We start from the raw sequence: 12249 nt of genomic DNA, 5'->3' as shown, positions 1-12249 counted from the left end.
TCCGACCGGCGGATCCACTGAGCGAGGCAAATCATGACCACACCGACACCGAAGATCATGAGCGCCGAGGCCCAGAACTTGGTGCGCAGGCCGAACTTCGCACACCTCGCGACGCTGCGCGCAGACGGGTCGCCCAAGCTGGACCCGGTCTGGATCGAGCTCACGGACGAGTCCACCGTGACTATTGCCACCGGACAGGACTCGCTCAAGACGCGTAACGTGCTGCGCGACCCGCGTGTCGCCATCTCGATCGTCGACATCGACAACCCCTACGAGGAGCTGCAGCTGCGCGGCACCTGCGTGGTCGAGCCCGACGCCGACATGGCTGCTTTGGACGCGTTGAGCCACAAGTACACGGGCAAGCCGTTCCCGGAACGTGGCGACACCGGCGTCGTACTGCGCGTCACCGTCACCCAGTACCTGTACCAAGACCTGTCCTTCGAGCACACACCGGCATAACCGGTCATTTCCTCAAGAAAGGCGCGGCTCTGCCTTAACGAGGTTGGCCGAGGCGCCAGCATTTCACAGCTGGTTGGCGGCGCCTGGAGTGGGGGTTTCTACAGTTTCGAATCGGCCGGTGACGTCGGGCACTCGGGCGTAGCTCTGGTCCGCACCGGACTGGCCCTCGTCCCAGTCGACACTGGCAACGAGCGTGCCGTCCAGCAGCCAGATGCCCAGTTCCTCGTCGCTCCCGAGCGCGAAGCCAGGCCAGCCGTCGGAGTCCAAACTGAATTGCATGTACGCGCCAGGCCGAATGATCGTGCCGGCTGGGAAGGGCACTCGTTTTTCGGCGTCCGTGAGGCTGTCGGCCATCTCGAAGCCATCGAGGGCAATCGGGACACGCGATGCGTTGTGCAGCTCGAACCAGTCGAGCGGGTCGCCCTTGGCAGCCACCTCATTGATGAACAATCCGACGTCTAGCGGGGTCGTGGAGGGGTCTGCACCCTGCGCGTCAGCGCCGTCGCGGCCGGACAATGACGGTGCGGACCCGTAGACGCCGGAGAAGGCGCCGGAGATGGCGGCGCCGGGAGTCGTCTGGCCGCTCGACAGTTCCAGCGCACCCTCGGTGAAAGGCGAGAAGCTGTCCGGTGCCGAGGCTCCCGGCGGGATGGACCATGTTCCCCCCGCTATGGCGTCCACGCCGATGACCAGCGTTCTGCCTGCCACCAACAGCCTGGGGTCTATGACCAGTGACATTCCGTTGACGGAGCCGTCGTCGTCAAGCCCCGCGACGACGATGGAAGCGGCCGCCTCGACCCCCGGAAGCAGAACTCTCTCGTCGGGGTTGGCGTCGCCCGCAAAGACTCCCATGCCTTGGATCGGCTCGGGGGCACCGTTCAGCAGCAGGCTGTGGATGGTTCCCTGCCCGAGCGGGTTGGGACTCAGGTTGCTTCCCCAGGTTGTCTCGAAGGTGATCTCCAAGGTTCCCGACCCGGCACTGGGCCCCGCAGACACCTGGGGTTCGGGCCAGTCCGGTGGCGTGGGGGAGAGGTCAGCGAGGATCTCGGCCTTTCGCTTCAAGATGAACGTCCGCACCCGTTCGGTATCGGCGGCGGCCGCCATGGCTTCTTCTGGTAGGGCGTGCTGCTGCACGATGGCGGCCATCTCGTCAACCGCTGCCAGCAATTCGGTTTCATCCCAGACTGCGTCCAGGATCTCGGTGAGCCGGGCAACGTACTTTGCCCGCCAGTCAGGGTGGTTGTACAGGCGGTTCGGAATGGCGGTGAGCGCCAGCACCGACGGCGGAGGGTCGGAGATGTTGTCGAATGGATTTGGGTCGTCCTGGAGGTGGAACGTGCCGTCGGTGCCCCATGGCATGAACACGAACCGGCCGTCGGGCTCACGGTAGAACCAGTAGTTGTTCCGGTCGCCGGCGTAGCCGTCCCAGTGACCCACCAGCACTTCTGTCGCCCAGAACGAGAGAAACCGGTCGAGGTCCACGATCTCGCCCAACGCCTCCAGGCCGGCGTCGGACGAGTCCCTCAAGGCCCCAACCACGGCGTCGATGTCGGACCAATCGTCGGCGTCTTCGTTGGTCTTCTTCTCGAAGGTGCCGCGGAACTCCGGTGTGAAGTCGCTGACAGTGCCTTCGTACAGGTTGCCCTCCACGTTCCCGAAGTGGCTCGACAGGAACGGGGCTTTGAACTCCTCCACGTGCACGTACAGCCCGAGATCGGCGCCATTCACTGACACGTTGGCGAAGTTGCAGCGCGGTGCAGGATTGCCAGCCGCGGCGAACACCCGGTACGACAGGCAGGTATTGACCATCGAGAGGTCCTGGACGCTGTTGTTCAGGGTCATCCGGTTCATGCCCCCTGAAAGGGACTGGCCGTCGGTGTACTTGTCGAAGCGGAGCTTGAGGGACGGCTTGGTGGAGCTCTGGGAGCCGACGAAACCCTTCTTGCGCACACCCACATCGGCGCGTGTCTGGCCGTCGACGGTCACCTTGGCACCGAACCAGGTGTAGATGTCGGCAAAGGGCCGCGAGAGGCCGTACTCCTCGATCTCCGCGAACACGTCCGCGAGAGTGCGGGTCTGGTGGCGCAAGGTGTCCCAATCGGTGTGGGCGATCTCGATGCTGACGTCGAGCACGCGGTCGAGGGCGAGATAGACGTCGCGCTGAGGGGCTTCGTCGTCGTCTGTGAGTACTGCGGGCGCCGCGGTGGTGGAGGGGGCCGCGGCTGGGCCGAGAGTCGTGGCCGGGGGTGCAGCGTCGTCGTCGGCTGCGCCCGTGCAGCCGGCCGCAATGATCGTCGTTGCCAATAGCGCTGCGGCCAAGCGGCGCTGGCGGTGAGTGCGTACTCGCATTCGTCCAGCCTCTCAAAGTCAGTGAGACGTGAGCGGACCATATCGAGAAGGTCTCAACGGTTATCGCAGTCAGCCCGCTTCGCCTCTGACAAGAGCCGTTTAGGGTTGCCGCGATGTCAGGGCCGCTCCCGGATCGACAGCACTACGACGCCATCATCGTCGGCGGCGGACCGGTTGGCAGCGTCGCGAGTCTGCATCTGGCTCGGGCCGGCATGGCGGTGGCGCTGATCGAGGAGTTCGAGCACCCCTACCCCTACCCGAGGGCCGTCATGTTCGACGCCTATTCGTGCGCCATCCTCGCCGAGATACTGGGCCACGACTTCGGCCGCATCTCGCTGAAGCGGACTCCACGAGCGGGCTACTACCTCGACAAGGACAACCTCGACGAACCGTTCGCGCACACAGCCCTTGAGGTTGGCGATACCCGCAATTGGTTTGTGCAACCCCAGGTCGAGGACATCCTCCGGGACGTAGCCGGCCAGACCGACAACATCGACACGTTCTACGGCTGGAGCGCCCGCAAGCTCTACACCGAAGGCGAATCGCAGCTCACCATCGAAGAGCTGTCCAGCAGAACGATGCGTGACCTGAGCTCGACGTACCTGCTCGGGTGCGACGGCGCCAACAGCTTCGTGCGCAAGCAGGCCGGCGGCAGCCTGACACAGCTCGGCGACAACGTGTTGTTCCTGGTCATCGATGCCATCTCGGCGCCAGAGCATCGTGTGGGTGACGACGGCTGCGCCTACCAGATTGTCGACCAACAACGCCCGACGACATATCTGCCCATGGGCGTGGAGAACCACGTCCGTTGGGAATTCCGGATCAACCCCGGCGACGACATCTTGGAAATCCAGTCACCCGAGCGGATCCGGGAGTTCATCGCCCCGTTCTCGGACCCCGACCACACCGAGCTGCTTCGCCACACCGTCTACAAGTTCAATTCGCTCATCGCGAACCGCTGGCGGTTCGGCAACGTCTTCCTCTGTGGCGACGCAGCGCACCAGACCTCGCCGTTCCTGGGCCAAGGCCTCAACATGGGCATGCGCAACACCCGCAACCTGTGCCAGAAGATCGAGCTGGTGGCCTCCGGCGCCGCCCCCAGCTCGCTGCTGGATCGCTACCAAGCCGAGTGCTACGAGGACACGAAGGGCACGATCAAAGAAGCGCTCAAGATGGGCAAGCTGCTGTTCAACACCTCGCCGCCGGCCAACGCCCTGCGAGCGACGATCAGCCGACTGCGACGCGGCAAGCCGATCGATATCACCGCTCAGATCGCTCCCACCGCACGCGCTCTCGATTTGGCCGACGACGTGCCGTCACGCCTGCGCAAGCTGCTCCCGAGGGTGCGTGTCGAGCCCGACGGCGGACCGTCGACGTTCCTGACACTGCTGCACCCCGAACGAGCCAAGATCATCGCTGACGGGCCTCTCGCGGCAACCGCCTTCGGCGGTCTCGACTCGCTGCTCGAATCAGTCCGTCCCGAACTGTATGCCGCCGTCGATGCCCCCCATGCGCAGACCATGGGACAAGCGCTCGTCCTCCCCGATGAACGCCAGCGCACAGCGCTCTTCGGCGACGCGACCTATGTGGCCATGTTGGAGAACAGCGTCCTGCTCGGCCGGTTCGCCGCCGGCGACGAGCGTGCGGTGTGCGATGCCTACCGAGCGGCCTTCCAGCTGAAATCGAACTGACGGCAGTCCGAAACACAACTCTGAGAAGCAAGAGGGAGGACGTCATGGACATCGTGCTGACCGGGACGGGTTCGCCCCTGCCCGACGCCAACCGTGCGGGGCCGTCGACGCTCATCAAGGCCGGTGATACGCACATCCTCATCGACGTCGGCCGTGGCACGGTCATGCTCATGACCGGCGGCGGCTCGTTGCCGGTGTTCCTGAGCGCTGTGCTGATCACCCACCTCCACAGTGACCACGTTTGCGGGCTCAACGACGTGATCACGACCCACTGGATCATGGGCCAGGGGAATGCGACGCTGAACGTGTACGGCCCGCCGGGCATCGAGCAATTCGTCGAACGGCAGATGGGAGCGCTCGAAGCCGACATCGGATATCGCATCGAGCATCACGAGGTGCTCGTCAACGCCCCGAAGGTCGAAGTGACCGAGCTGGCGCCAGGCGATACGTTCGACGTCAACGATGTTCGGATCAGCACCGCGGCCACCGAACATGCGCCCGTGCGGCCCACGCTCGGCTACCGCCTCACCCATGAATGCGCGACTGCTGCCGTGGTCGGCGACACCGTGCCGTGCGATGGCGTGGACGAACTGGCTGCAGGCGTCGATGCCTACGTCCAGACGGTCATCCGGAGTGACCTCGTCAAGCTGAGCCCCAACGAGATGTTTCTGGACATCCTCGACTATCACTCCGACGTGCAGCAGGCAGCACAGACCGCCGCCAGAGCGGGCGCCAAGCGGCTCGTGCTGACGCACATGGTCCCAGCGCCCACCCCCGAGCAATATCCCGAGTGGATCGAGTTGGCCGCGGCGAACTTCGACGGCGAGATCGTCATCGGCGACGATCTCACGACCGTCACCCTCTGAGCCACCCAACTCCGACCCATACGCTCGCCGACCTGCCAGTGACAGGAGCCCCATGACAGCGACCGCCGACTCTATCCCTGTCGCTTACACGCCGACTGGCGGCTGGACGCAGTGGCCGCCGCCGGTCCTGGCGGGTTGCACCGAGCCACTGTGCGAAGGCGCACCGGACATGCGGGGCTTCTGGCGGATCATCGAGGTGATCGCAGACGGCGCCATCCAGCCCGACCATCCCGCACTCGGTCGCGTGCAGCGCATCGAACAAGCCGGCAACCGGGTGGTCGTGACCGGCGCCGGCATCGTCCACGACATGCGCTGCGACGGGACGCTGCGCAACGGTGTCCATGACGTAGCCGAGTTCGACAAGTCGGTCGAGATCCACGTGATCGCCAGCTTCGAGGACGACGTCCACGTGTTGCGGCCGTATGGTCTCGACATCGGCACCGGTCCGATCGAGATACGCCGCTGGCGCGACGGTGCGCACCTCATGTGGGACTACATCGGCTTCACCGCTCGCCTGCGCTGCCTCGCACCGCCCGACGCGGACCCAGCAGACGTCTTTGCCGAACTCGAAACGGCCTAAGAGCATTGGCGGAAAGGCACAGACGTCAGAGCTGCCCAAGCGGCGAGGCAACTACGGTCGCCGCATGATTGCGGGCTATTGCTGGCCGCACAGCGGCGTGGCGGGGGACACCGTCGACCTGATGATCAGCGCCACCGGCGGCTCATGCTGTGTGGAGGTGCTGCGGATCGGCGCCGCCGACCATCTCGTCGGATCATGGGAAGTGCCGACCGCAGAGCAGCCGGTCCCCGACGACTGCGCCACCGAGGGCTGCGGCTGGATCCCGACGCTGCAGCTCGAGATCGACCCGGCATGGCAGCCGGGCTTCCATCTCGTTCGCCTGCACGGCCCCGACGGCGAGATGGCAGAGGCGTTCTTCGTCGTGCGGGCAACCGAGCCGGGCGAGACCCTGCTCGTGCTGTCGACCTCGACCTGGGCGGCTTACAACGACTGGGGCGGGCCGAGCTTCTACACCGGCGGCCACGTGTCCTCCCAGCAGCGCCCGCTGCCACGCGGCTTCCTGGACAAGCCCGACCCGCACCGCTACCGCGTTGCCCGCTTTGCCGAGCTGCCCCGCACTGATTTCGACGACTACTTCGACAACTACTCCTTCTGGTCTGCCGCCGCGGGGTGGGCGAACTGGGAACGGCTCTTCGTCAGCTGGGCTGAGCGCAACGGTGTCGAACTCGACTACGCGACCAGCGGCGACCTGCACCTACGACCGGACCTGCTCGAAGGACGCCGCCTCTACTTGAGCGTCGGGCACGACGAATACTGGTCGGCCGAGATGCGCAACCATGTCGAGAATTGGGTCGAGACAGGCGGTGCAGTTGCCTTCTTCTCGGGCAACACCTCGTTCTGGCAGGTCCGCTTCGGCGACAAAGACCGGGTGATCGGCTACAAGCTCGACTTCCGACTCGATCCGGTGATGGGAACCGACGCCGAGCACACGGTGTCCACCATGTGGAGCGACCCGCTCACTGGCCGGCCTGAATCCGAGATGACGGGAGTCAGCTTCACCCGGGGCGGCTATGCCCATTGCCGCAGCGCCCCCAAGGGCACTGGCGGCTACACCATCTGGCGACCCGGTCACTGGGCCTTCGACGGTCTGCGGCTGATAGCTGGCGACGTAGTGGGCGCAGAACCCGTCGTCGTCGGCTACGAATGCGACGGCTGCGAGCTGGCCCTGGTCGACGGGCTGCCGGTCAGCACCGGAACCGGAGGCACCCCGGCGAATTTCGAGGTGCTGGGCACCGCGCCTGCCCACCTGTGGGAGACCTCCGAGGCACCGCCAGGGCTGCCCGACAGCTACGTCGGAGAACTCAACTGGGTGACTGAGCGCCTCGGCGGCGGCGACACGCCTGAGAACCGGGAACGCTTCGCACATGGGGCAGCTGTGATGGGCTGGTTCCGGCGGGGCTTCGGCGAGGTCTTCACAACGGGCTGCACCGACTGGGCCTATGGCCTCGAGCACGATGACGTGGCTACGGTGACACGCAACGTCATAGGCCGGTACGTCGATCTGGCTGGCGGCAAACCGGGGAGTCCCTGATGACCGACACCGCCGAGACTGCCGAGATCACTGCCGAGGCAATGCCACAGAACAACTACACGGAGGGCAACTTTGCTCGTGTGACCGAAGAGCTCACTGCGTTCGACCTCGAGGTGATTGGGGAAATACCCGCCGCCTTCGAGGGCCGTTACTTGCGAAATGGCCCAAACCCGGTGGTGCCGACCGATGCCGCCACAAGCCACTGGTTCACCGGCACTGGCATGGTGCACGGCGTGCGGCTGCGAGGCGGCCGCGCCGAGTGGTATCGCAACCGCTGGGTCCGCGGTCACGAAGTCACCGAGACGTTCGGCGAGCCTCCAGTCCCCGGACCCAGCCGTGGCCTCGACTTCTCGCCGAACACCAGCGTCGGCGGCTATGCCGGAACCACCTGGGCGCTCGTCGAGGCAGGAGCCCTGCCGGCCGAGCTCGGCTACGAACTGGACACGGTGTGCCGCAACGACTTCTTCGGGACGCTGCAGACCGGCTTCACCGCTCATCCCAAAGTGGATCCCGCCACGGGCGAGATGCACGCCATCTGCTATGCGTGGCAGGACTTGCTGGACCACATCGAGTACGTCGTGGTCGGCACGGACGGCCAGGTCCGCAAGACGGTGGACATTCCATTGCCCGGCATGTCGATGATCCACGACATGTCCCTCACCGAGAACTACGCCGTCGTCTACGACCTGTCCGTCACGGTCGACCTCGACATCGCTCTGAGCGGGAAGTCGTCGTTCCCGTTCCGGTGGGATCCCGACTACGGCGCCCGTGTTGGACTGCTGCCCCGCGATGGCACAGCCGACGAGATCATCTGGTGCGACGTCGGGCTCTGCTACGTCTTCCACCCGCTCAATGCCTACGAGGACGACGACGGGCGCGTGGTGCTCGACCTGTGCCGCTACGACAAGATGTTCGACCGGGATCTGCTAGGTCCGGCGGGCGATTCCAAGCCGACGCTCGACCGCTGGATCGTCGACCCGGTGAGCCGCCAGGTGTCGGAGCAACGGGTCGACGACCGGTTCCACGAATTCCCCCAAGTACGGGGCGATCGAAACGCCCGAAAGCACCGCTTCGGCTACACGGTCGGCGTGGGCGACGGTCTCATTCCCGGCGCCAACTTCAAGATCGACTACGACACCGGCATCGCTGCGTTTCACGATCACGGCCCCGGCCGGGGGAGCGGCGAGGCGGTCTTCGTTCCCGATCCCGACGGGACCGCCGAGGACGACGGCTGGCTGATTTCGTTTGTCTACGACGAGACAAGCAACGGCAGCGAGATGGTCATCCTCGATGCTCGGGATCTCGGCCGTGCTCCTGTAGCCCGGGTACCGCTGCCGCAGCGGGTGCCCTACGGCTTCCATGGCAACTGGGTGCCCGACGCGGCCGTCGCTCCGCCCGAGGCGACCTGAGCACCTGGCGGCGACAGGGCTGATGTCAGACCACGCCGAACTCGTCGGCCGGGCACGCGACCTGGCCCCCGTCATCGCAGAGCGTGCGGCCGATGCGGAGGCCATGCGCCGGCCCCCCGACGAGACGATTCGCGAACTCATCGATGCCGAACTCATCTCGATTCTCGTGCCCCGGCGCTGGGGCGGCTTGCAAGGCTCGCTGCACACCCATCGTGAAGTCGTGGAGATCATCAGCGCCGCGTGCATGTCCACCGGCTGGATCCTGGCCTTCTACAGCGGCCACAACTGGATGGCGCTGAAGTTCTCCGAAAAGGCCCAAGAAGAGTTCTTCGATGGCAAGAACTACGCCCTCATCCCGGTCACCACGGCTCCCACGATCCGCATCGAGCCGACTGATGGCGGTGTCATCGCCTCGGGACGCTCACCGTGGGGCACGGGAATCGTCCACGCGGACTGGGTATGTACCGGCGGCCGGGGCACCGACGGCGAGATCTACATCGTGGCGATGCGTGCGGAAGAGACCACACTCGTCGACAGTTGGCACATGGCCGCGATGTCGGGCACGGGCAGCAACGACTTCGAGATTCACGACGTCTTCATCCCCGAGCACCGGGTGCTGCGGCTCTTGGACTTTGTCACCGGCGACACGCCGGGAGCACGGCTGCACGACGATCCGATGTACCTGCTGCCGCTCATGCCGTTCATCTATTGCGAAGCCATGCCGGTGTTCTCTGGCGGGCTGCGAGGCGCGGCCAATGCCTTCGAGCACATCGTCAGGAAGCGGGTGCGAACCCACTCGCGCACCGTGGTGGCGGACGACAAGTTGGCGCACGCTCAGCTCGGCGAGGCTGCCGCAGCGGCGCTCGTCGCGGAACGGCTGGTGGCTGATCAGGTCCGAGAGACCATTGAGCTGGCCTCGGGGGGCCACACATTCAGCCTGTCGGATCGCATCCGATTCAAGGCGCAAGCGGGCTTTGTCGTGGATCACTGCCGTCGATCAGTGAACGACATCATCCACCACTCGGGCACGTCCAATTTCGCCGACGACTCGCCCGTGCAGCGGTTCTTCCGGGACATCAACATGCTGGCGACGCACGCGTTCTTCGAGTCGGACATGTGCCGCGAGCAGATGGGCCGTTCCCTGCTCGGATTGAAACCGACGACGCCGTTGATCTGATTGCTGGCGTTCGTGTCGTTGCGTAGCTCGATTGGGTCGGGCATGCGCACCGACGAGTTGGAGAACGACAGCCTCAAAAGACGCCGCCGTAGCTCCCGCCGTCAAGCTGCAGGCTCTGGCCGCTGATGTAGCCGGCCTGGGCCGAGCACATGAAGGCGAAGGCGTCGCCGAATTCCTCGGGCCGCCCCAGCCGTCCGGCGTTGATCGTTGCCTCCTGCTCGGCGCGTGCCTCCTCGTAGGTGATGCCCCGGCGCTCCATCTGGATGTTGGCCATGTACAGCTGGCGCTCGGTGTCGAAGCGTTCGGGCAGTAGCTGGTTGATCGTCACGTTGTCCTTGACCACTTCTTTGGACAGGGCCTTGAGCACCGCTGTCAGGCCGAGCCGAGGGCCCGCTGACAGGCTCAGCGCAGGGTTGGGCGCCTTCACCATTGCGGACGTGATGGTGACGATGCGGCCGAAGCCCCGTTCCTGCATGCCGGATACCACCCGTCGGACGAAGACCAGCGGGGAGATCAGCAGGCGCTGTGCCGCGTCCTGCCATTGCTCGGGCTCGATGTCCCCGAAGCCGGTGAGCGGCGGGCCGCCGCCGTTGAGCAGCACGATATCGGGCTCGGGACATGCGGCCAGCAGTTGATCTTGGACGTCGGCCTCGGTGGCGTCTCCCACAACCGCCTGCGCACGCACGCCGTGGGTCGAGGCGATGTCGTCCGCAGTCGCGTGCACATCTTCCGCTGTGCGGCCGTTGATGACGACGTTCACGCCCTCGCGGGCCGCGCTGTGAGCACATGCTCGACCCAGTCCCCGGCTGGACGCCATCAGGATCGCTGATCGACCGGCCAGGCCCAGATCCATCGAGATCACCTTCCTCATCTGTGCGGCCCGACGCCATGTCGCGATCGCAACGGACGGGGCTCGGCTGCTGGGTTACCGTACTGGCGCTCGACAGGAGGCGACATGGCTGACACCGCGACACGTCCCGAGACAGCGGCGCCGATTGTGAAGGCAGCCGATGTCGCGTACATCCGATTCTCGGCTCCCGATCTCGACGCCATGGAGACCTTCGTCAACGACTTCGGGCTCGTTGTGGCCCACCGCGACGACGACGTGCTCATCTCGCGGGGCCTCGAACCGATGCCGTTCCTGCACGTGGTCCATCGGGGCCCGGCGAAGTTCATCGGCTTTGCGTTTCAAGTGGACACTGAGGATGACCTGGCTGCATTGGCCGGTGCGGTGCTTGGCTGCTCGCCGTTGCACGACATCGACGGCGTCGAGGGCCAGCTTGGCGGCGGCAAGCGAGTCCACTTCGTCGAGCCGATCTCCGGGTTCGTGCTCGAGGCCGTGCATGGCCAGCAGGCCGAACCGCTCGCATCTCGGCGCGGCCGCCATACCTACAACCACGCCGGCGTGGATGAACGAGTAGGTGTCGAACAGGACGTGGGCGGCAATCGCTATCCGATTCAGAAGGACCCCGGCTCGCCCGAGGTGTACCGGCTCGGCCACGTGGTAGCCGCCGTGCCTCCAGGAGCGCACCAGGCCTTCATGAAATTCCTGGCGGACACCTTCGGAATGCTGGTGAGCGACGCGGCCCGCATGATCATCCCGCCCGGCGCAGAAGAGCACTTCCCGCCGCCGCTGGTGGAGTTGATCAAGGCGACTGGCTCCGATGTGATGTTCCAGTTCATGCGGATGGACCGTGGTGCTGCCGAAACCGATCACCACAGCATCCTCGTGCTGCCGTTGATGGATGGCACCCCCGCAGCCCAGTTCAGCCACGCCGCATTCGAGGTGTTCAGCATGGATGACGTCTTCCGGGGGCACATGCACTTCCGGGAGCGAGCGACGCAGGGAGCGCCCTATTCGCTGGCGTGGGGTGTGGGCCGTCACGTGTACGGCTCGCAGATCTACGACTACTGGCATGACCCCTACGGGCATGTTCACGAGCACATGTGCGACGGCGACCGGGTGGATGCCAGCTTCGGGCCCAACACGATCGACATGACCGATCCGGCGCAGATGGGCCACAACGGCGGCAACCAATGGGGCCCGACCGTCGAGGAATCCGGTGTCCACAACCTCAACGGTCCCCAGTGCGACCCCAAGTTCGCCGGCCAGTCCGAAGAGATCCGCGCGTCACTGCTGTCGCGGGACTTGAGCGAGGTGCGCCACATCGTCGACGCACTCTGAGC

10 protein-coding genes are annotated in these 12249 nt (G+C 65.5%); 8 read left to right on the top strand and 2 right to left on the bottom strand.

Translation table 11 applies throughout. The features are described from left to right. Nucleotides 1-33 precede the first annotated feature (33 nt). Complete coding sequence (locus tag ACQY5K_RS04215; RefSeq protein ID WP_428120348.1) at nt 34-459, top strand: PPOX class F420-dependent oxidoreductase; 426 nt, start codon at nt 34-36, stop codon at nt 457-459. Between the two features lie 63 nt (nt 460-522). Here the strand turns inward: ACQY5K_RS04215 and ACQY5K_RS04210 are convergent, their stop codons facing one another. Next, nucleotides 523-2808 carry a CotH kinase family protein gene (locus tag ACQY5K_RS04210; RefSeq protein WP_428120346.1) on the bottom strand — a complete coding sequence of 762 codons (2286 nt, stop codon included), beginning with the start codon at nt 2806-2808 and terminating at the stop codon, nt 523-525. A 113-nt stretch (nt 2809-2921) separates the two neighbouring features. Here ACQY5K_RS04210 and ACQY5K_RS04205 point away from each other — a divergent pair, with 113 nt between their 5' ends. The 6 genes from ACQY5K_RS04205 to ACQY5K_RS04180 all read left to right on the top strand — a co-directional run bounded on the left by ACQY5K_RS04205 (nt 2922) and on the right by ACQY5K_RS04180 (nt 10062). Continuing rightward, nucleotides 2922-4499 carry an FAD-dependent monooxygenase gene (locus tag ACQY5K_RS04205; protein ID WP_428120344.1) on the top strand — a complete coding sequence of 526 codons (1578 nt, stop codon included), beginning with the start codon at nt 2922-2924 and terminating at the stop codon, nt 4497-4499. A 44-nt stretch (nt 4500-4543) separates the two neighbouring features. Then, nucleotides 4544-5365, top strand: a complete 822-nt coding sequence (locus tag ACQY5K_RS04200; protein WP_428120342.1) for an MBL fold metallo-hydrolase — start codon at nt 4544-4546, stop codon at nt 5363-5365. A 52-nt stretch (nt 5366-5417) separates the two neighbouring features. Continuing rightward, on the top strand, nt 5418-5945 hold the full coding sequence (locus ACQY5K_RS04195; RefSeq protein ID WP_428120340.1) for a hypothetical protein: 528 nt from the start codon (nt 5418-5420) through the stop codon (nt 5943-5945). Nucleotides 5946-6009: 64 nt separating this feature from the next. Further along, nucleotides 6010-7476, top strand: a complete 1467-nt coding sequence (locus ACQY5K_RS04190) for a N,N-dimethylformamidase beta subunit family domain-containing protein (RefSeq protein WP_428120338.1) — start codon at nt 6010-6012, stop codon at nt 7474-7476. Beyond that, entirely contained in the window at nt 7476-8885 is a 1410-nt protein-coding gene (locus ACQY5K_RS04185) for a carotenoid oxygenase family protein (RefSeq protein ID WP_428120336.1), read from the top strand. Before ACQY5K_RS04190 ends, ACQY5K_RS04185 begins: the two co-directional genes overlap by 1 nt. Nucleotides 8886-8907: 22 nt before the next feature. After that, the gene (locus ACQY5K_RS04180) at nt 8908-10062 is read left to right on the top strand and encodes an acyl-CoA dehydrogenase family protein (RefSeq protein ID WP_428120334.1); all 1155 of its coding nucleotides are present in this window, start codon (nt 8908-8910) and stop codon (nt 10060-10062) included. A 73-nt stretch (nt 10063-10135) separates the two neighbouring features. On the opposite strand, the gene ACQY5K_RS04175 is transcribed toward ACQY5K_RS04180, so the two are convergent. Beyond that, complete coding sequence (locus tag ACQY5K_RS04175) at nt 10136-10915, bottom strand: SDR family oxidoreductase (RefSeq protein WP_428120332.1); 780 nt, start codon at nt 10913-10915, stop codon at nt 10136-10138. A 102-nt stretch (nt 10916-11017) separates the two neighbouring features. On the opposite strand from ACQY5K_RS04175, the gene ACQY5K_RS04170 reads away from it, so the two are divergent. Continuing rightward, nucleotides 11018-12247, top strand: a complete 1230-nt coding sequence (locus ACQY5K_RS04170; RefSeq protein WP_428120330.1) for a hypothetical protein — start codon at nt 11018-11020, stop codon at nt 12245-12247. Nucleotides 12248-12249: the final 2 nt, after the last annotated feature.

It is taken from the genome of Candidatus Poriferisodalis sp. (assembly GCF_965262965.1).
Lineage (GTDB): Bacteria > Actinomycetota > Acidimicrobiia > Acidimicrobiales > Poriferisodalaceae > Poriferisodalis.
Note: the sequence above shows the minus strand (reverse complement) of the source record. Positions and strands in the feature narration are given on the sequence as shown.